The following is a 19,044-nucleotide window of genomic DNA, read 5'->3' as shown; positions in this document are numbered from 1 at the left end:
GACGCCTGCCAGGATCCTGCTGGTGAGACGTCCCGGTCTCCCCGCGCACTTGCGTTGAAGGCCGTCACCCACCCCTCCCCGAACCTCGCACCTCGCACCTCGCACCTCGCACCTCGCAACGAAAGGAAACCATCGCATGACTAACGCCATTCATGACGATACAAACGCGCTCATGGAAACCGGTGACGGACTGTCCTTCACCGGCACTTCGGATATCCGGGGCCGCGCGAAGCCGGCACTGACCCTGCCCGGGAGAACCTGATGGCACTCTCGGAACAAGAACGGAACGCGCTGGAGCAACTGGAGAAGCAGTTCAGGGATGACGACCCGGAATTCGCGGATGCCATGCAGGCAGAACCCGTCTTAAAGCACTCTGCACTCAGGATCGTTCTCGGCGTTCTCACCGCAGTGGCCGGGATCTCCATTGTGCTGTTGGGCGCCTCCCTCCATGAACCCATCGCCGGCATCACCGTCGGCATCCTGGGCTTCTCTGCCCAGATAGCTGGCGGGTACATCGCCACGATGCGCAGCGTCCGAACGGGAAGCAAGCTCCCTCGGCGTGCTTCGCGCGACACGTCAATTGATGGCGAAACAGCCCCGGAAAAGGACCGCTTATTCAAAGGCGGCCTTGGCGATGCAGCATTTTGGACCCTTTTCTGGTGGGTATAGCAGCCCTGACAGTTCCCTTAGCCTTCAGCAGCGGCATTTGCGGAACTTCGAAGACCATCACAACTACAGAGACAAAGTCGATATGAACCGCTCGGAATCATCCGATATCTGCGGGGAAAAACGTATCCACCGGCAGACACTGAAATCGCGCCTGCGCAATGGGGCAGCTGTGGCCGAACTGCAGGGAACCAGCGGCTCGCATATCATCAGAGCCACTGAGCGCATCGGCCTTACCGGTGCCCAAGGCGTTGGCAAGACAGCGGTCCTTGAATCCCTTATTCACGGCAGGCCACACGCACCTGGAAGAGCCGGTGGGCGGCTGCTGACAGATCATGTCGGCTATTGGCCGCAGCATGGCGACATACTCGATCGGCACAGTACCGCGCTGGAAAACATCCAAGCCGTCGCCCGGGACGTCCCCCCGGACGTCATCAGGACTCAACTTGCCCGGTTCCTCCTCCGCGCAAACAACGCCAATCGCCGCGTCAGCAACATCCCACCGGACGAGCGTTTCCGTGTTGCCCTGGCGCGGCTTCTGCTCACAGGACCACCCCCGGAGCTTCTCGTGCTGGACGAACCTGCCCGCTGCGACAAGCGCGCTACCAGCCGACTCCTCGCCGCCCTTCTCAGCTACCCTGGAGCACTCATTGTCGTCAGCAACCGGGAAGCCCTCCTCAACCGTCTGGACCTGGATCTGATCCTCGTCCTGAATGATAGTGGGGCGCTGACTGAGTCGACACCAAAGAGGTGCAGTGCGCCCAACAAGTAACTCGGCAACTTCCCCCTGACGCATTAAGCGCCAGGCGCTCAGCGGCTTGTACCTGACGCCTGATAGGGCCTACTGCAAATCTTCAAGCCGGGCTCGCATACGGCATATCAGAAGGTAGAGGGCTGGCAGGGATGCCCCTCGCCGCGCATCTATGGCGAAACTTGCCGTTCTTTTCTCTTGCGGGCCCGGTAGGCGGCCGCCTTCATCCTGTTGCCGCATGGCTCCATGCTGCACCATTCACGGCGGCCTCCACGAGAGCGGTCGATGAAAACCCTCGTGCACTCGGGGTCAGCGCACTCCTTGAGCAGCGGTGCATCCGCTCCGCTGAGAATCTCGATCGCGTGGCGGGCAACGGTGGACAACGCCTGGGCCGGAGTCGCTTCGATATGCCGGCCACCAGGCCTGAGCTGCGGAACGGCAGGCGGGGTATGGGCAGCGTCATTCACCGTCGAGAGGGCCTTGTTGCTGTACGCTTCTCCGCCCATTCGGGCGAGAACCAGAGAATAGATGGCCTCCCGGACCGACACCGCCTGCCGGACGTCCGCTGGTTCACATCGGGTGTTTTCATCGACGATCCCAGACTCGAGAAACCACGAATCAAGGCTTTCCGCAGAAGCCAGCATCTCAAAAGGTGCCCCGCGCCGTGAGCGGAGCGTCGCGACGAAATCAAGCGCCGGGTTGCCGCTGAGGAAGGAATGCTTCATATCACCAGTTTGACAGGTGATGCAGTGGATGCCAAGATAATAACCGGCTGAACCGGTGACGGGCCGGACGCCAAAGCTCCGCTGCGTTCCGGCACGGCTGAAGAGCGTGACAGGCCGACGCCAGCTTCTGCACCACCCGTCCCCTCCGGTGTGCAGGTGCTTCCCGGCGCCGGATCGCCCCAGGCCTCCCCCTTCAGGACTTCACCCCAGGAATAAAGGATTATCAATGACTAAGCACACAGAAAAGGACGGCCGCATGTTCAAACGCGGTTTAGGACTGCATTCTGGCCGTCCTGGCCCTTGCTTCATGGCGGTTGCGGGAGGCGTAGCCTTACTCATCCTTCTGCTGGATTTGTGGCACCAGGTTCAGCTACAAAACATCCTGACCGTTGCACTGGCCATTGCCGTGATCATGTCAGGAGTCCGGTTTTCGGCGGTACGCGGCTTCCTGAGGCGAAGAAGGAAGCCGGCCGCGGCACCTGTCGTATCCAGGGCTCGCCAAATCAGCACCAGAATGGTTGATCAGCCACATAGGCTCCGGAATGGCGATGGCATTCCCCATTCGCATCTGTGGTGGTTTTAGCCAACCGCTGCTTCGGCTCGGGGCGTGACTCTGCAGTTGTTCCCTGGAACTGGATGCCCGGGGTAAGCCGCCGCGGATGGGATGGCCTGGTAAGACCTCGGTGTCCGGTTGCTGGCAGGACATTGCCGAACATTGCCGTTGCGGCGCCTGACCTGCCCCGCAGAAAGTCTCCGTTCTCCGGTAATGGAGTGCCTCAGTCTTGCATGACGTTATCGAGAATTGTCTGCTGCTCGTCGTGTAGCTGGTTCTGTGCCGCTTGTTGAATGGCCCATGCAGCGTTGATCAGTCCGATGTGGCTGAAGGCCTGGGGGAAGTTGCCCATCTGCTGGCCGGTCTCTGTGTCGATTTCCTCTGCCAGTAATCCCACATCGCTCAAGTAGCGGGCTGCCCTTTCAAACACCTCCCTGGCATCTGCAGTGCGCCCTGCCATGGCCAACGTCTCGGCGAGCCAGAAGGTGCACAAGAGGAAGCTGCCCTCCTCTCCGGGAAGTCCGTCGATTCCTGTCTGAGTACGGTAGCGCAGGACCAAACCTCGGTCGTCCACTAGCTGCTCTTCGACGGCAGCGATAGTGGAAAGGATTTTGGGGTCTGTTCCTGGCAAAAACCCGACGATTGGAAGCATTAGAGCAGCAGCGTCCAGGCTATCGGACCCGAAGTGTTGCGTGAACGCCCCTACCTTGGGATTCCAACCCTGCTCCAGGATGGCCGTACGGACTTCCTCAGCTGCAGCGCTCCATCGCTGGACACGGTCTTGAGCCTGCAATTGCTCTGCCATCTTAATGGCCCGGTCCAGAGCTACCCAGCACATGAGCTTTGAGTAGAGGAAATGCTGAGGCTCCCCGCGGATTTCCCAGATACCGTTGTCCGTCTGGCGCCACTGAGTTGCTGCAGCATCAGCCAGGTTGGCAAGGAAGCCCCGGATCTCCGGAGGAATGTCGCCCAGTTGGTCGCGCAGCCGGAAGGCCGCGTCGAGAATTTCCCCGTAGACATCCAGCTGGGTCTGATTCCAGGCGCCGTTTCCAACCCTGACCGGGCGGCTGTCGCGCCAGCCGGCCAGCTGAGGAAGCACGCGTTCAGTAAGGTCGTGTTCCCCACCGACTCCAAACATGATTTGAAGAGGATGACTGGGGCCGGAATGGGCGGCAGCGGCTGTGACAAATGCAAAAAACGCTTCCGCTTCCTCCGGGCAGGCGGCGACCCACAAAGCCTGCAGGGTAAAACTCGCATCACGAACCCATGAGTAGCGATAGTCCCAGTTACGCTCACCACCTTCCAGTTCGGGCAGGGAGGTCGTCGCTGCGGCGACAATCGCACCGGTCGGCTGGTAGCTCAGTGCCTGCAGCACCCGGCCGGAATGCAGGACCAGATCTCGCCAAGGGCCCTCATAAGACTGGTGGTCTGCTGTCCATTCGTGCCAGGCAGCTACCGTTTTCAGCAGCGACTGCTGCGTCTGGCTCTGGCTATGCGCGCTTGGAACGGCGTCGGCTAGGGATGAATACTGCAGAGCGAAGTTCAGGCTTTCGCCCTCGTGTAATTCCAGAGTGACATTCAGTTCTCCGGCCTCCGCATGAAGAACCTCTGGGCAAGATAGGAGAAGCCTGCCTGATCCGCCGCTTGCCAGGATTCCCGAGCCGATACTTGTCATGACGGGAACAATGAGTCCGTACTCGGGCCGCGGCTTGAAGCAAAGGTCCAAAGACATCGATCCGCTGGTGCAGGTCAGGGACCGCAACAGGGCGTGGGGTGCTCCCTCACCAAGTCGGTGGGGATCTGGCGTCTCGCCGACCTCCATGGCATCCGTAAGTGTGACCTCCCCGGAATCTGTCCGGAATGTGGTCTCCAAGACCATGGTGCCATCAAGGTACCGACGGCTCGAGGCACAAGGACCCTGCGGATGTATGGACCAGTTCCCCCCGCCTTCACCAAGAATTGCGGCAAACACCGAATTACTGTCGAATCGGGGAAAACACAGCCAGTCAACCGACCCACCACGACTGACCAGCGCCACCGAATGCCTATCGGATAGCAGCGCGTAGTCCGAAATTGGAAGAGTGCTCATAGATAGCCGATCCTCTGACATGTCTGTCCTGCAGCCTGGCAGACAAGGACCCCCTAAATCCCTGACCAACTTGCTACAGCGATTTATACGCCCGGTTTCCCGGGCGTTCAAGAGCCAGATAATTCTTTGCCGAGTGAACTCCGCACGCTGCTGCATGGCGAACCCTTTCACCAGGGCACGCAGCGGCAGCCTGAGGAGCGTCTCTTTAATTGGAGGTTTGTCCGGTATCGGTCTATCGGGAGCTTCTCCTGCCATGTGATGCCCGGAATCAAGCCCTGTACGTTCTGCCTACAATGCCACTCTCTTCCTGACGCCGCATATAGGGGCGGTCACGCCACGATCCGCAGTGGGTTCTCAAGTAGTTCCGTGAGCGTGGCTAGGAACTGGGCTGCGAGGGCACCATCGATGATTCGATGGTCAGCGGTGAGTGTGTATCGAAGCCGTTTGCGGCCGACGACATTACCGTCGACGAGGGTGAACTCATCGCGTGCGGCGCCGACTGCGAGGATGGCACCTTGAGGAGGGTTGATGATCGCGGTGAAGTGCTCGATGCCGTACATGCCGAGGTTGCTAATCGTGAACGTACCATCGCTCATCTCCAAGGCAGTGAGCTTCCGGCCGGTTGCTTTCGCGACAAGGTCACGGGCTGTCGTAGAGATTGCGCTGAGAGCTGCTTTGTCTGCATCCCGGATAACGGGGACGACTAGGCCTGCGGGTGAAGCAACGGCGACGCCGATGTGGACGCGTCCGTGGAGGAGGGTCTGCCCACGCCCGTCGGCTGCGTAAGAAGCATTGACTCCTGGGTGGACTCGAAGCGCAAGCGCTACCGCCCGGACAAGGAGATCATTTACGCTGACCTTCACCCCGGTTTCAGCATAGGCTTGGTTGATTCGTGCGCGCAGCGAGAGTAGCTCCGCTACATCGGCGGAGGTGGTGGCCGTGAACGCGGGGATGGTGGTGCTGCTTTCGGTCAAGCGGGCGGCGAGAGCTTGACGAATCGCATCGAACGGCACCGGACGGGGTTCCCGTGTATCCGTCGTATTCACCTTCACGGCTCCTTCAAACATGACGGGCGCGGCGACCATCGTCTCGACCTGGAGCGAGGTGTTCGTGTTCTCAGTGAGGGCGTCAAGGTCGGCGCGGACGATTCGGCCACCGGGTCCAGTGCCTTCGACCATGGTTAAATCGATGCTACGTTCCCGCGCGAGCCGACGGACCAGCGGTGTTGCAGCCGGACGTGTAGGTTGCTGGTCGGTTACGCCTGCCCCACGCACTGGCGCCGCCATCTCCTGATTGGCAGCCGACACTATCACCTCCGGGTGCGACACAATCGGCGGTGGGGACGCGGCGGACAGAGACACGTTCACCGGTTTATCTCCTGTGCCGTTATCGAGACGCGCTATCGGGGTGCCGATAGCGACATTCTCGCCCTCTTGGACGAGGATCTCGACGAGGATGCCGGCGTCATAGGCCTCCTGCTCCATGAGTGCTTTGTCGGTTTCGATCTCGACAAGCAGATCACCCGGCGCAACAGAATCGCCGGGTTTCTTGTGCCAAGTAGCAATTGCACCCTCGGTCATGGTGTCGGACAGGCGTGGCATGAAGATATCGATCATGGTGTGTGCTCCTCTCAGCGGCGCCGGGCAACGGCGTCAAGGGTTTCACGAATGGCAGTCTTGGCATCGTTTGCCGAGGGCAGTGCGGCGGTTTCCAAGGACTTGGCGTAGGGCATCGGAACTTCAGCCATGGCTACGCGGCGGACGGGCGCGTCAAGCCAGTCGAAGGCGCCATCGCTGATGGTCGCTGCGATCTCGGCGCCGATTCCGTATGTTAGCCAGTCGTCTTCGAGCACGACGGCGCAGTTGGTCTTCTTGACAGAGGTAATGATCGCATCGCGGTCAAGGGGCCGGAGACTGCGCAAGTCAACGACTTCGGCATCGATCCCTTCGGCGGCGAGTTGTTCGGCGACTTGGAGGGCGACCGCGGCCATCCTAGAGTACGCGACAACCGTGATGTCTTTGCCTTCGCGGGTAATGGCGGCCTTGCCGATCTCTGCCGGTTCAATGTCGTCCGGGACTTCGCCGGTCGTGTTGTAGAGGGCAAGGTTTTCCAGGACGAGCACAGGGTCATCGTCGCGGATCGCGGCCAGCATGAGCGCCTTCGCATCCATTGGGCTTGAGGGAGCGACGACTTTCATACCGGGTACAAACGCATAGTAGAGTTCAATGTTCTGCGAATGCGTGGCACCAAGTTGCTGCCCACCGCCACCAGGGGTGCGGATAACAAGGGGGACTCGAGCTTGTCCACCGAACATGCCGTAGATCTTCGCGGCGTGGTTAACGATCTGATCCAGAGCCAGCAGCGAAAAGTTGATCGTCATGATCTCCACCACTGGCCGCAGACCCAGCATCGCAGCGCCGATCGCGGCGCCGGTGAATCCTTCCTCCGCGATGGGGGTATCACGGACCCGTTTGGGACCAAACTCAGCGAGGAGCCCTTCGGTGATCTTGTAGGAGCCTTCGAATAGGCCGATTTCCTCACCGATCAGAAAAACGTCTTCGTCGCGCAGCATTTCAGAACGCAACGCGTCATGCAGGGCCTGCCGATAACTGATCACGCTCACGCCGTCACCTCCGAGAACCCATCCGTGCTCGGTCGTGCAGGCGTGGGGAACAAGGCATCCCCTGGCAACCGGCGAGAGTCGTTCGCCACGGGCGTGGCGTAAGTGTAATTGAACAGCGTCGCCACGTCCGGGCGGGGGCTCGCCTCGGCAAACTCGACCGCAGCGGCGACAGCATCCCTAGCCTGGGTTTCGATTTGTGCAATCAGGTCATCGGTCAGCAGTCCCTGCTGCTGCAGGCGTACCGAGTATGCGATGAGGGGATCTGCAGCCTTCAATGCCTCCGCCTCTTCGCGGCTGCGATAGCGGGCCGGGTCGACTACCGAATGCCCCTTCATTCTGCCTGACACAGCTTCCAGCAGGTATGGTTTGCCCTCCCGGGCGCTGGCCAGCGCCGTCTGGGCCGCCTCGTGCACGGCAACTGGATCGTTGCCGTCAACGCGGGCGGAAGCCATTCGATAAGCGACGGCACGCTTGTACAACTCCGGCTCAGCAGAGGATTGTTCCACCGTGGTGCCCATACCAAGCCCGTTATTGATGACAACGTACACTATGGGCAAATCCCACAGTGCGGCAATGTTCAGCGACTCATGAAATGCGCCAATATTCGTCGTCCCATCGCCCATCAAACACACCACAGCCTCCGAGCCGCTTCGGTAGTGGATCGCGAGTGCGGCTCCGGTCGCCAGCGGTACTTGGCCACCGACGATTCCGTACCCGCCCATGAAGCGGGAGTCGATGTCGAACATATGCATTGACCCACCCCACCCCTTCGACACACCGTCCGAGCGGCCAAACAACTCAGCCATAACCCTCTCTGGCGTGATGCCGCGCGCCAAGGCATACCCGTGCTCCCGGTAATTTGTAAACACGTAGTCCTCGGCCCGCGTCGCGGCCATGAGGCCGGAGACGGTGGCCTCCTCCCCGAGATTCAAGTGGGCGTAGCCGCCGATCTTCGCCTCGGTGTATGCCCGGGCGGCACGCTCTTCAAAACGCCGTATCAACACCATTTGCCGATAGAAGCCGAGCAACAGCTCGTCCGGCTGAACGGCACCAGGCAATAACGGTCCGACTGACGATCGGCGCACCGATGATGCTGGGCGACTGCTGTCGGTGGTGACCTTTACGGCAGCGCTCTTCGGAGCGCGAGCCTTGCTAGTCGTGGACATATAGATTCTCCTTCTCACCTCGACGAACCACAGCTGCGGGAGGATCGAGCGACGGCTCGCGGGCGCGGGGCTGTTGCGGGGTCGCTTGAGCATCAACAGTCTTGGGTGTCTAAACTGCACTTTCTAATCAGCGCATTACGGGCCGCCGTCAAAACATAAAGTTCACTTCAGCGATTAACGAAGCCCCTACTCGACGAGCTTCCCGTTGGTTGAAACGTCCTGAATGAGTTTGGCGATTTCATCAGGCACAGGGGGAATATCTTCTCGGACGACACCTGTGGTGGGTGACCAGACGAGGTTGACTTGGAGCTTTGGGTCTAAGTCCGGATAGTCGCTACGGTTGTGGCAGCCTCGAGTTTCGCGCCGTTCCAGCGCAGACTCCAAAGTTGCTTGAGCCGCGATCAGGGAAGCCTTGAGGTCGAATGCATGGGCGAGGTCTTGGAAGCCGGCGATGTCGGGGTGGATTCCAAGGTCCTCTACCCTTTGACCAATATGTTTGATCTCGTCCAGGCCGGCCATCAGGCCCTTCTCATCCCGGACTACACCGGCATGCTTCGTCATGGTGTTGCGGATCGCCCGTTGGAGCACTCGGACGTTCTCTCGGCCGTCAGCGGTAAGCAGGGTGTCAACTTCAGCACGCGCTTCTGTTATTGCCGCTGAAGACCGCCGGTGATTGGTCAGCCCGGCAGAGTAGCTCGCCGCGGCCTGACCCACGATCCGTCCGTAGACGAGGAGCTCGATGAGTGAGTTGCCGCCAAGCCGGTTCGCTCCGTGGAGTCCACTCGACGCTTCACCGATCGCGTAAAGTCCGTCGACATCCGTGCCGTGGTCCTCGGGACGCACCCAGACCCCACCCATAGAATAGTGAGCGGTTGGGGCTATCTCGATTGGGTCGCGCGTGATGTCGAGCATCTGCAACTCCAGCATCGTCTGATAAACCCGCGGAAGCCGTTGCATTATGGTTTCGCGGGGGAGATGCGATACGTCCAGCCAGACTCCGCCCTTTTCAGTTCCGCGGCCCTCCTGAATCTCGGTATATGCGGCGAGTGCGACGCGGTCGCGGGTGGACAGTTCCATTCGGTCAGGGTCGTAGCGTTCCATGAAGCGTTCACCAAGTGCGTTGCGCAGGATTCCCCCCTCTCCGCGTGCGGCTTCGGATATCAGCGTGCCTGCCGCATTTTCGGGCTCCAGAATCCCTGAGGGGTGGAACTGCACGAGCTCGGCGTCGCGCAGGCGTGCGCCTGCCTCAACAGCGAGGCGAAACGAGTCGCCGGTGTTTTCGTCGCGACGGGAAGTTGTTTGCCGCCAGATGCGGTTGTGGCCGCCGGCGGCGAGAATGATCGCATCAGCATGGATGAGGTAACGGGTACCATCGTTGATGTCGAAGCCGTACGCCCCGAATACTCTGTTGTCGTTGACCAGGAGACGGGTGATGTAGATGCCATCGAGGATGGGTACCTCTAGCTGTTCAGCTCGGGAGACGAGTGTACGTTGGATCTCTAGCCCGGTGTAGTCTCCGGCGAACGCGGTGCGGCGCCAGGTGTGGGCTCCAAAGAAGCGTTGTGAGATGCGCCCATCCGCGGTCCGTGCGAATGACATCCCGTATCTTTCCAGATCTCGGATGCCTTCCTCCGCACCGCTGGTGACGACTTCCACGGTGTGTGGATTGGCGAGGAAGTAGCTCTCTTTGATCGTGTCGGCGGCGTGCTGCTGCCAAGAGTCGAGAGGGTCCTCAGTTCCGAGGGCAGCGTTGATACCGCCAGCTGCTAATGATGTATGCGCATCCAGACGCGACCGCTTTCCGACGGCGATCACATCGACGCCGGCCTCGGCGAGCTCGATTGCCGCACGGAGGCCAGAGCCACCCGTACCGATGACTAGGACGCCAGTCGCGAGACGACGTTCTCTGCTGTTCATGATGCTTCTCCTTTTGGCCGCTAGCGGGGCCGCTTTATGTGACAGGACTAGGACGATATGTAGAATCCCGGCCCGATGACTTCGTTGAAAGGGAGGCGTATATCGGTGGCGTGCGCGCAGCCGGAAGGCTTGCGAGTATCACCAACGGAACCTGGCCTCTGGGTTGCCCTACACGAGGATTTGGGTATGCAACCTCCTTCGGGCACTCAATAAGTACAACCGTGCACGGACTTATTGTGAGGTCCTGCCTCCCGCCAGCTGAATTTCTCAGGACGAGGGCTGACCAGTCATGGTTAGGGGTTGCGCAGGAACCGGCGCCGGCGCCGATCACTGGCAGCCGACGTAGCGCCGGCTTAGCGCTGCCTGCCGGGCGCCACCTTGTAGGAGCTGCTGATGGCAACCCGGTTGAACGAATTGATGGAGATGGCCACCCAGATGAGGGCTGACAGCTGCCCCGGGGTCAGCTGCTCGGCGGCGGCTTCATAGAGGCCGGCGTGGGCATGGGAATCCTTGATCCCGGTGATATATTCAGCCAGTCCCAGGGCTGCGCCTTCTTGCGCGTCGAAGTACTGTGTTTCCCGCCATGCCGGCAGGACTGCCAGGCGCTCAGGGGTTTCGCCTTTGGCCAGGGAGTCGGCCGTGTGGATCCGCAGGCAATAGGCGCAGCCATTGATCTGGGACACCCGGATCTTGACGAGTTCGAGCAGGAGCGGGGAGATGCCCTCGGCGAGTGCGGCCTGGTCCGACGCTTCGGCCATGCTGGCAAGTGTGCTGTAGAGCTCCGGGTGCTGGGTGCCAACGTTTGTTCGCGCCGAAGTTGTGATGATGGTCATGGCTTCCGGTCCTTTTGTTGAATCCTGCAGCGTCTGTTCCGGCGCTGCTTCAACTATGATTTGGGCCGGATACCAGGGGCGAAGAAATGGAACGAAATGCCACCGAACGTCTCACCCTTGTCCGGCCAGCTTCTGGAAGTAAGCCGATGTGGCGCAGCTTCGGACGGCCAGGCCATTGAGGTGACGAAGGAAAGGGCCATCAATGACCTCCCCGGTGGCCACGAGCCGATAGTAGATGGCGCCGTATAAGGCGTCCACCACCGTTTCCAGGTCAGCGTCCTGCCGGATCTGCCTCCGGTCACGCCCCCGCTGCAGAACCGTAAGGAAGCCCTCGCGACGGTCCCCCAGCAGCGTCGCAGTCAGCTGCCGAGCATGAACCCCTCCGGAAGCGTGTGCAAAGGTCACTGATGTAAAACCCATGTGAAGCTTGGTGAAGTTCGCGGGCCTGACTGAGGAAAAGTTCAACGGATTACTCGCCCTCAGCATGCCGGACGGGAAGTTCACCATCTCGGAACACGTTAGTCGCAGAAGGGGATGGCTGAATAACCTTCTGCCTTTTCAAAAATCGAACGCAGGTCAGACCCGTGGCCCTCGAGCCAGAGGGCATCTGCTGCATGGGTGACGGCCTCGACCCGTCCGGTCCGCACGACTCGGCCGTTTTTCCGGATTTCTACGTGACGATCAATCAGGTCGTTCCAGTTCTGGCTGGGCTGGGCTTCCATCTGCTTCCTTCGTGTCCGTTGGCTTTATCGCGTTGTTGGTATCGGCTCTGCTGCAGACGAAGGCTTTATAGGCCGTATGGGCCTCTCATATTGGTCTTCTCTGTCTTGCAGATCCAAAGACCGGGCACGTAAGCAAAGCGTCTCACATTATATGAACGGTATTCATTTTATGAGGTGCGTCGCTGTGGGGCTAAGTGCGGGGACCGGCGGACGGCTTAGTCCGAGCGGAACCGGTCTGTGACGGCGCCCCCATGGAGCTGAAAATTTGTGTGCTTCCATGGGCCCGCGCGGTTCCATGGGCCGTGCTGCCATGTGTCCGCGCTAAAGCGGCCGGTGCACGCGAACGCGGCGGAGGAAGCCATCCTGGCGGTCACTGAAACCACCAGGCCCCCGTCTGCTGCATGGCGCTTGCCGACGCTGTCGTTGCATCATCCGGCTTGATCTTCGGCTCCTCCGTCTGTGCCAGAGCCGCCATCATTGTGAAGACCATGCTCCCAATCCGGTGGCGGTACTGGCATTCCTGCCGCCCAGGTTCAGAACACTTGGGGTTCACCCTCAGCAGGGTTTGGGAGAGGCCGGGCTATCCACGGTGGACGGCCCGGCCGCGCTACCCGAGACAATTGGAAGCCCGAACCAGTAACCCGGTTGGTGCCCTACGCGGTCTCCTCCTGAACAACCGGACGAAGGGCCCAGTCATCGGCGTTCAGTTTGGACGTCTTCGGCTTGATTGCCGTGCCGAAGATTGTTCGCTCCGGGTCCAGTTGCGGGGCAGCACCCCGGTCACGGTATTGGGGTTCTCCCTTGCAGCCTCGTTGCCTGCGGCAGGCTATTGATCACTTGATGAATGAGCAATTTTGTGTTCATCCACTCAGCGCGGGACGGGAGGCTAAGAGGTCTCCCGGCCCTCCCTGGTACACGGAGAACGGGATGCAAGAATTTTGCCCAAGTTTTCCGATTCAGTGCCCGCTCTTGCCGGTCACGACTGGAGCCCGTAGTCGAGGTAGACAGTCTTCCGGCGGGTGTAGCGTTCGAACCCGTGCTGTCCGTCGTCACCGCCCATGCCGGAGAGTTTCCAGCCGGTGTGGTAGCCCTGGACTTCTTCGGGACCGATTTTGTTGATGTAGACTTCCCCGAATTCGAGGTCGTCGGTGGCGTTCATCGCTGTGCGCATGTTTTCTGTGTAGACGTGCGAGGTAAGTCCGTACACGGTGGAGTTGGCCCATTCGATGACTTCTTCATAGCTGTCGAAGGGGATGATCGGCAGGACCGGGCCGAACACTTCCTGCTGGACGATATCCATATCGTTATTGACGTTGGTCAGCACCGTCGGGGCAAACCAGTACCCTGCCTGGTCTTCCATGCCCTCTGGTATGCCGCCGCCGATCTCGACTTTGGCCCCTGCCTTGACGGCGTCCTCAACGAACTCCCTGACTTTGTCCCGTTCTGCCTCGGACACCTTGGGCCCCATCTGCGACGTCTCATCGGTCGGGTCGCCTACCTTGAGGCCGGCGACCTTCTCGACAAACCGTCTGACGAACTCGTCATAGACGCCCCGCTGAACATATGTGCGTTCGTTGCAGGTGCAGACTTGGCCGCAGTTCCAGAACCGTGCTTCAAAGGCCTGCTGCACAGCGAGCTCGAGGTTGGCGTCATCAAAGACGATGACCGGGGCCTTTCCGCCGAGCTCGAGCGAGACCGGGATGATTTTCTCTGACGCCTGGGCCAATATTTCCCGGCCGGCGCGTGTCGAACCTGTCACTGTGACCATGTTGGTCAGAGGATGTTCGACGAGGGCTTTGCCGATGACACGGCCGGGCCCGGTAACGACGCTGACCAGCCCGTCCGGGACGCCGGCGAGCTGGCAGATTTTAGCCATCGCCAGGGCGGACAGGGGTGTGACTTCGCTGGGCTTGACCACAATGGCGTTGCCGGCCATCAGCGCGGGCGCGACTTTGCGGGCGAAGATCGCTGCCGGAAAGTTCCAGGGAATGATGGCCGCGACAATACCGACCGGTTCTTCCCGGATGGCCAGCTGTTGTCCGGGAGAAGACGTGGCCATCAACTCCCCTACTGTGCGGTACTTCTGGCTCAGGGCGTGGTCGAAGAAGGCCTTGACGCCTCCGATCTCCCCGCGGGCCTCGGTAATCGTTTTGCCCTGTTCGGCAACAACGATCCGGGCCAGCTCTTCGGCATGGTCTTCCACCTGCCGGACTATCTCCGTGAGCACGGTGGCACGCTCGGACAGGGGCCGGCGGGCCCATTCCGTCTGCGCTGCGCGGGCGCGGTTGAGGGCGAGTTCGATGTGTTCTGTCTGTGCTTCCGGTACACCGGTGAATATTTCGCCGGTGGCCGGGTTGTCCACTGGCCGGGTGTTCTCTGTAGTGATCCATTCACCGCCGATGAACATCGACGGTGTGGTGCCCAGGAGTGCTTTCTCCCCTAGCAGAGTCGCTGGCATGTTATTCCTTTCGGGTCGTTCAGTTGTGGCGGAGAGCCCGCCGGTCCGGCTGCCGTGCAGGGTGGAACTGCTAGCTCATGACCATGCCGCCTTCGACGTTGTATGTCTGGCCGGTGATGTAGTCCGAGCCGGCACTTGCCAGGAAGATGGCCAGGGGTACGACATCGTCGGCCACGGACGTGCGTCCGAGCGGGATGCCGTGCGCTGCATCCTGGAATGTCTCCCCTTCGGCCTTGCCGGTGATTTCGCCGAACTGCTTGTCCACTTCTTTCCAGTACGGGGTATCGACGATGCCCGGGGCCATGGCATTGACGTTCACCCCGTAGGGGGCCATGGCCATCGCCACAGACTGGGTGATGGAGATGACGGTTGCCTTCGAGGCACAGTAGGCAGAGACGAGGGCTTCGCCGCGGCGGCCGGCGATGGAGGCCATGCTGATGATTTTTCCGCTGCGCTGTTTGCGCATCGGTTCACAGGCGGCCTGGGTCAGGAAGAAGAGGCCCTTGACGTTGACGTTGAAGATCCGGTCCCATTCCTGCGGAGTGGTTTCTTGGACGGATTTGATCAGGCCGATGCCGGCGTTGTTGACGAGGATGTCTAGGTGGCCGTGTTCTTTGACAACGTCTTCGACCAGGGCTTTGGATTCCTCCGGGTTGGCCACGTTCAGGGCTTTGGCGGATGCTGAACCGCCGGCCTGTTTGATTTCTTCGGCTACGGCATTGGCGCCCTCGAGGTTTAGATCGGCGATCACGACGTGGGCGCCTTCGCGGGCATACCCCAGGGCCATGGCCTTGCCCATGCCGGAAGCGGCTCCGGTGATAATGGCAATCTTGTTCTCAAGCGTTCCCATGAGGGTTCTCCTTCTACTGGTGTGGTTTAGATTGGCTTGTTTTGACGGGTGCTTAGTTCGGGAGTGGCGCCGGGCCGGGCGGGTTCAGGAACGGCGTTTTCGGGTGAGAGTGCTCTGGACGACGACGGCGAGGACCAGGAACAAGCCCGTGATGCTGTCCTGGTAGTAGGCGTTGAGCGTGCCGATCTGGTTAATGACGTTGTCGATGACGGAGAGCAGGAGCACGCCGCAGAGGGCGCCGAGCATCGTTCCGACGCCGCCGGTGAGCAGCACTCCGCCGATGACGGCAGCGGCGATGGACCGGAGTTCGTAGCCGGCCCCCAGCGTGGCCACCCCTGCTGACAGCCGTGAAGCGAGCAGTGCTCCCGCCAGTCCCGCGAGGGAGCCGCTGATGACGTAGACCAGGGTTTTGACCCGCGCGACATCCACGCCCAGCATCTTCGCTGCTTCTTCGTTGCCGCCAAGGGCGAATATCGTGGAGCCGAAGCGTGTCCGGTTCAGGACGATGCCGGCCGCGGCGAAGGCCAGGATGAGGATCCAGATCAGGTTGTTGATGCCCAGGACTGAGCCGTTGGCGATGGTGTTGAACGATGATGCCGGGTCGATGGTGAGGCTGGAGGCTGCCAGTGCGACGGCCAGCCCCTTGACGGCGAGCAGGGCCGAGAGGGTGACAATGAATGGTGCCATCCGTGCCTTGCCGATCAGGAGCCCGTTGACCAGGCCTACGAGGGCTCCGGCGATAACCGGGGCCAGCAGCGCGGGGAGCAAGCCTGCGGGGGCGGCGATGGCGGCGAGCACCGTACCCAGGCCGACCATTGATCCGACGGACAGGTCGATTCCGCCGGAAATCAGGACGAAGCTTTGACCCACGGTGATGAGTCCCATGAAGCACGCGGCTGTGATGATGGCGCTGAGGTTTCCGGTGGACGCGAAGGCCGGGGAGAAGACAGCGGTAATGGCGCAGATGAGCAGTAGCACCGCCGCCGCGCCGTAGGACTGTGCCAGTTCCAAGATCCGGTTTCGTGGCCGGACGCCGGTGCCGGCGGGGGTGATGGATGCCGTGGCGGTCATCGTGACTCCTTAGCTGAACGCTGCAGATACAGCGCTGCGACGATGAGAATCGCCTTGAGGATCTGGGCGAAGGCGAAGTTGAGGTCGTGCATGACGAAGGTGGTATCAATCAGCTGGAGGAACACTGCGGCCGCGACCGCGCCGGGTATGGAGATTTTTCCGCCGGCCAGGGGTGTGCCTCCGATCACGACAGCGGCGATGGCTGTGAGTTCGAAGTTGACGCCGATGAAGCTCGGGTCCGAGGCGCCGATACGGTCCGAAACCATCACGCCGGCAATTCCGGCCAGCACGGCACTGAGGATGTAGATCGTCATCAGGGTGCTGAGCCGCGGGGTTCCGGCGAGAAAGGCTGCCGTGCGGTTGGAACCGGCAAACAGGGCATAGCGGCCAAAGGCGGTGCGGCGGATGGCAACCGCTACGGCGACGGCGATGCCGCCGGCGGCCAGCGCCACTACCGGGATGCCGGCGACGGATGCGGTTCCGAGCCAGCTGAAGAAGCCTTCAAAGGGCAGGTCGCTGCGTGCGCCTCCGGTCAGCGCCTGGGCGAGGCCACGGACTGCCACGAGCAGCCCCAGGCCGGTGATCAGGGGATTGATGCGCAGAAAGGTGATCAGGGAGCCGTTGATGGCGCCGATGAGGCCCGCGGCGGCGACCGCGGCGAGCAGCGCCGCCGGCTCCCCGTAGCCCAGGTACTGGGCGATGACCGCGGAGGCGAGTGCCATGACGGATCCGACGGAAAGGTCTATTCCGCCGGTACCGATGGCCAAGGTCTGTCCAACCGCGATCAGGATGATCGGTGCGGCGGTGAACAGGAGATTTTGGATCGTCCACACGTTGGCGAAGCCGCTGGTCGCTATCAGGTTGAACGCCATGAGGGCTGCAAGGGCTACATAAACGGTGTTCCTGCGGGACCAGGCGAGGGCTTGGGCCGTCCCCGGACGTGTTTCGCGTGCGGCAGCCGGGACCGGCGCCTGGGTCTGGGCTGTCATGGTTTCCCTCCAATGGCTGCGGAGTTTTTGTCGTCGGCTGTCCCGGGCCCGGACGGGTTGCCTACGTCGGCGTTTTGTCCGGACATCAGGGACAGAAGGTCTTCGTACTCGACGTCGTGCGGATGCACCTGGCCGGTCACATGTCCTTCGCTGAGGACGATCATGCGGTCAGAGAGCGCGAGGAGCTCCTCTGTTTCACTGGAGGTCAGCAGGACCGCGATGCCGTCGTCAGCCAGTGCCCGGATGACCCTGTGTACTTCTGCCTTGGCGCCGACATCGATACCGCGCGTCGGATCGTCCAGCAAGACCACTTTGGGGGCCAGTGAGAGCCAGCGGGCCAGCAGGACCTTTTGCTGGTTTCCGCCGGAGAGTTCCGAGGCAGCCTGGTCAGGGTCGGCCGCCTTGATTTTGAGCTCGGCGGAGTATTTCCGGAGGGTGTTGTCCTGTTCTGCGGCGCGGACGAATCCAAAGGGGCTGATCCGCCGGAGCATGGCGGCGGTCATGTTCTCTTTGACGCTGAGTCCGGGAAAAATGCCTTCGGTCTTGCGGTCTTCAGACAGGTACGCGATTCCTGCCTGCAGCGCTCTGGCGGGGGTTGCCTTCGTGAGGGGCCGGCCGTGGACCAGCACTTCACCTTTTTCGGCCCTTGCTGCTCCGAAGATGGCCTTGCAGGTCTCAGTGCGGCCTGACCCGAGCAAACCGAGCAGTCCGAGGATTTCTCCTTCGTGGATGTCAAAGGAGACATCCTGGACGCGGGTGCTCCAGTGCAGGTTCCTCACCGAGAGTGCGACAGGCGCCTGGGCGAGCCGCTCAGTGCGGGCCTTGGCCTCATGCCGGTCCCGTCTCTGCTCATCCAGTTTCACCCCGCCAAGCATCGCGTTAATCAGCTCAGTGCGGGGCATGCGGGAGGGAGATGACTCAGCGATGAACCGTCCGTCGCGCAGCACCGTGAACCGGTCGCAGAGGTCATAAAGTTCGGACATCCTGTGGCTGACGAAGAGTATCGCCGCACCTTCCGCGCGCAGGGTGCGAATCATGCTGAAAAGGATCTCGGTCTCGGTCCCGTTCAGCGCCGACGTCGGTTCGTCCAGGATCACGACCTTGGCGTTGACCGCAACGGCCCGCACAATGGCGATCATCTGCTGGATACCCAGACCCAGCGTTGATAGCTTCGCCCTGGGGTCGATCCTCAGGTCATAGCGCCGCAGAATGTCCGCCGCCTGTTCCAGGGTGCTGCGGCGGTCCAGGAGCATTCCGCGGCGGGGCTCGCGGCCCAGAAAAATGTTCTCTGCCACGGTGCGTTCGGGGATCAGGTTCACTTCCTGGTAGACGGTGCTGATCCCGGCGTTCTGGGAATCACGGGGCTTGGAGAAAGAAACCTGGTCGCCATTGAGCAGCAGTTGCCCGCCGTCGGGCTGGTGAAACCCGGTGATGATCTTGATCAGCGTGGATTTCCCGGCCCCGTTCTCGCCGTTCAGTCCGTGCACTTCGCCCGGATACAGTTTCAGGGAGGCGTCCTTGAGCGCATGGACGCCGTTGAAGGACTTTCGGATGCTTCGTGCCTCAAGTACCGGTTGAAGCTCTCGTACTGGCATTGCTGTACCTCGTTCTCGTCAAAGGGTGACGTGCGG

General features: G+C 61.2%; 18 protein-coding genes. 4 read left to right on the top strand and 14 right to left on the bottom strand.

Translation table 11 applies throughout. The features are described from left to right. The first annotated feature begins 136 nt into the window (after positions 1-136). The 3 genes from QF036_RS25070 to QF036_RS25060 all read left to right on the top strand — a co-directional run bounded on the left by QF036_RS25070 (position 137) and on the right by QF036_RS25060 (position 1,438). Positions 137-262 carry a hypothetical protein gene (locus tag QF036_RS25070; protein WP_307106480.1) on the top strand — a complete coding sequence of 42 codons (126 nt, stop codon included), beginning with the start codon at positions 137-139 and terminating at the stop codon, positions 260-262. Further along, entirely contained in the window at positions 262-669 is a 408-nt protein-coding gene (locus QF036_RS25065) for a DUF3040 domain-containing protein (protein WP_307106478.1), read from the top strand. Before QF036_RS25070 ends, QF036_RS25065 begins: the two co-directional genes overlap by 1 nt. A gap of 82 nt (positions 670-751) precedes the next feature. Further along, positions 752-1,438 carry an ATP-binding cassette domain-containing protein gene (locus tag QF036_RS25060; RefSeq protein ID WP_307106477.1) on the top strand — a complete coding sequence of 229 codons (687 nt, stop codon included), beginning with the start codon at positions 752-754 and terminating at the stop codon, positions 1,436-1,438. Positions 1,439-1,587: 149 nt separating this feature from the next. On the opposite strand, the gene QF036_RS25055 is transcribed toward QF036_RS25060, so the two are convergent. After that, positions 1,588-2,142, bottom strand: a complete 555-nt coding sequence (locus QF036_RS25055; RefSeq protein WP_307106475.1) for a CGNR zinc finger domain-containing protein — start codon at positions 2,140-2,142, stop codon at positions 1,588-1,590. A gap of 226 nt (positions 2,143-2,368) precedes the next feature. On the opposite strand from QF036_RS25055, the gene QF036_RS25050 reads away from it, so the two are divergent. Then, positions 2,369-2,725, top strand: coding sequence for a hypothetical protein (locus QF036_RS25050; protein ID WP_307106473.1), 357 nt, complete (start codon positions 2,369-2,371; stop codon positions 2,723-2,725). A gap of 193 nt (positions 2,726-2,918) precedes the next feature. Here the strand turns inward: QF036_RS25050 and QF036_RS25045 are convergent, their stop codons facing one another. The 13 genes from QF036_RS25045 to QF036_RS24985 form a co-directional block, all read right to left on the bottom strand. Beyond that, positions 2,919-4,784: a glycoside hydrolase family 15 protein gene (locus QF036_RS25045; protein WP_307106472.1), complete on the bottom strand. Its 1,866-nt coding sequence runs from the start codon at positions 4,782-4,784 to the stop codon at positions 2,919-2,921. Between the two features lie 329 nt (positions 4,785-5,113). Then, complete coding sequence (locus QF036_RS25040) at positions 5,114-6,400, bottom strand: dihydrolipoamide acetyltransferase family protein (RefSeq protein ID WP_307106470.1); 1,287 nt, start codon at positions 6,398-6,400, stop codon at positions 5,114-5,116. Between the two features lie 14 nt (positions 6,401-6,414). Then, the gene (locus QF036_RS25035) at positions 6,415-7,407 is read right to left on the bottom strand and encodes an alpha-ketoacid dehydrogenase subunit beta (protein ID WP_307106467.1); all 993 of its coding nucleotides are present in this window, start codon (positions 7,405-7,407) and stop codon (positions 6,415-6,417) included. Further along, positions 7,404-8,573 (bottom strand): pyruvate dehydrogenase (acetyl-transferring) E1 component subunit alpha, encoded by a 1,170-nt coding sequence (gene pdhA / locus QF036_RS25030; RefSeq protein ID WP_307106465.1) that lies wholly within the window; start codon positions 8,571-8,573, stop codon positions 7,404-7,406. Before pdhA ends, QF036_RS25035 begins: the two co-directional genes overlap by 4 nt. A 186-nt stretch (positions 8,574-8,759) precedes the next feature. Continuing rightward, a complete protein-coding gene (locus QF036_RS25025) occupies positions 8,760-10,490 on the bottom strand; it encodes an L-aspartate oxidase (protein ID WP_307106463.1) in 1,731 nt (576 codons plus the stop codon). 353 nt (positions 10,491-10,843) lie between these two features. Next, entirely contained in the window at positions 10,844-11,323 is a 480-nt protein-coding gene (locus tag QF036_RS25020; RefSeq protein WP_307106461.1) for a carboxymuconolactone decarboxylase family protein, read from the bottom strand. A 111-nt stretch (positions 11,324-11,434) separates the two neighbouring features. Continuing rightward, positions 11,435-11,743: a TetR-like C-terminal domain-containing protein gene (locus QF036_RS25015; RefSeq protein WP_307106459.1), complete on the bottom strand. Its 309-nt coding sequence runs from the start codon at positions 11,741-11,743 to the stop codon at positions 11,435-11,437. A 98-nt stretch (positions 11,744-11,841) separates the two neighbouring features. Then, positions 11,842-12,045, bottom strand: coding sequence for a hypothetical protein (locus QF036_RS25010; protein WP_307106458.1), 204 nt, complete (start codon positions 12,043-12,045; stop codon positions 11,842-11,844). Positions 12,046-13,021: 976 nt separating this feature from the next. Continuing rightward, a complete protein-coding gene (gene aldA / locus QF036_RS25005; protein WP_307106456.1) occupies positions 13,022-14,503 on the bottom strand; it encodes an aldehyde dehydrogenase in 1,482 nt (493 codons plus the stop codon). A 70-nt stretch (positions 14,504-14,573) separates the two neighbouring features. Further along, positions 14,574-15,353 (bottom strand): glucose 1-dehydrogenase, encoded by a 780-nt coding sequence (locus tag QF036_RS25000; RefSeq protein WP_307106454.1) that lies wholly within the window; start codon positions 15,351-15,353, stop codon positions 14,574-14,576. An 84-nt stretch (positions 15,354-15,437) separates the two neighbouring features. Further along, positions 15,438-16,424 carry an ABC transporter permease gene (locus QF036_RS24995; protein WP_307106452.1) on the bottom strand — a complete coding sequence of 329 codons (987 nt, stop codon included), beginning with the start codon at positions 16,422-16,424 and terminating at the stop codon, positions 15,438-15,440. Further along, positions 16,421-17,413: an ABC transporter permease gene (locus QF036_RS24990; protein ID WP_307106450.1), complete on the bottom strand. Its 993-nt coding sequence runs from the start codon at positions 17,411-17,413 to the stop codon at positions 16,421-16,423. Before QF036_RS24990 ends, QF036_RS24995 begins: the two co-directional genes overlap by 4 nt. Further along, entirely contained in the window at positions 17,410-19,008 is a 1,599-nt protein-coding gene (locus QF036_RS24985; RefSeq protein ID WP_307106448.1) for a sugar ABC transporter ATP-binding protein, read from the bottom strand. Before QF036_RS24985 ends, QF036_RS24990 begins: the two co-directional genes overlap by 4 nt. Between the last annotated feature and the right edge of the window lie 36 nt (positions 19,009-19,044).

It is taken from the genome of Arthrobacter globiformis, assembly GCF_030817195.1.
In the GTDB taxonomy this organism is placed as follows: Bacteria; Actinomycetota; Actinomycetes; order Actinomycetales; family Micrococcaceae; genus Arthrobacter; species Arthrobacter globiformis_D.
The sequence above is the reverse complement of the archived record's forward strand: the minus strand, read 5'-3'. Positions and strand labels throughout refer to the sequence as shown.

Coding starts and splice junctions, on each gene's coding strand:
- QF036_RS25000 (WP_307106454.1), bottom strand. CDS start 15,353: ATGGGAACGCTTGAGAACAAGATTGCCATTATCACCGGAGCCGCTTCC.
- QF036_RS25060 (WP_307106477.1), top strand. CDS start 752: ATGAACCGCTCGGAATCATCCGATATCTGCGGGGAAAAACGTATCCAC.
- pdhA (WP_307106465.1), bottom strand. CDS start 8,573: ATGTCCACGACTAGCAAGGCTCGCGCTCCGAAGAGCGCTGCCGTAAAG.
- QF036_RS25020 (WP_307106461.1), bottom strand. CDS start 11,323: ATGACCATCATCACAACTTCGGCGCGAACAAACGTTGGCACCCAGCAC.
- QF036_RS25055 (WP_307106475.1), bottom strand. CDS start 2,142: ATGAAGCATTCCTTCCTCAGCGGCAACCCGGCGCTTGATTTCGTCGCG.
- QF036_RS25050 (WP_307106473.1), top strand. CDS start 2,369: ATGACTAAGCACACAGAAAAGGACGGCCGCATGTTCAAACGCGGTTTA.
- QF036_RS25040 (WP_307106470.1), bottom strand. CDS start 6,400: ATGATCGATATCTTCATGCCACGCCTGTCCGACACCATGACCGAGGGT.
- QF036_RS25025 (WP_307106463.1), bottom strand. CDS start 10,490: ATGAACAGCAGAGAACGTCGTCTCGCGACTGGCGTCCTAGTCATCGGT.
- QF036_RS24985 (WP_307106448.1), bottom strand. CDS start 19,008: ATGCCAGTACGAGAGCTTCAACCGGTACTTGAGGCACGAAGCATCCGA.
- QF036_RS25070 (WP_307106480.1), top strand. CDS start 137: ATGACTAACGCCATTCATGACGATACAAACGCGCTCATGGAAACCGGT.
- QF036_RS24990 (WP_307106450.1), bottom strand. CDS start 17,413: ATGACAGCCCAGACCCAGGCGCCGGTCCCGGCTGCCGCACGCGAAACA.
- QF036_RS25015 (WP_307106459.1), bottom strand. CDS start 11,743: ATGGGTTTTACATCAGTGACCTTTGCACACGCTTCCGGAGGGGTTCAT.
- QF036_RS25010 (WP_307106458.1), bottom strand. CDS start 12,045: ATGGAAGCCCAGCCCAGCCAGAACTGGAACGACCTGATTGATCGTCAC.
- QF036_RS24995 (WP_307106452.1), bottom strand. CDS start 16,424: ATGACCGCCACGGCATCCATCACCCCCGCCGGCACCGGCGTCCGGCCA.
- QF036_RS25045 (WP_307106472.1), bottom strand. CDS start 4,784: ATGAGCACTCTTCCAATTTCGGACTACGCGCTGCTATCCGATAGGCAT.
- aldA (WP_307106456.1), bottom strand. CDS start 14,503: ATGCCAGCGACTCTGCTAGGGGAGAAAGCACTCCTGGGCACCACACCG.
- QF036_RS25065 (WP_307106478.1), top strand. CDS start 262: ATGGCACTCTCGGAACAAGAACGGAACGCGCTGGAGCAACTGGAGAAG.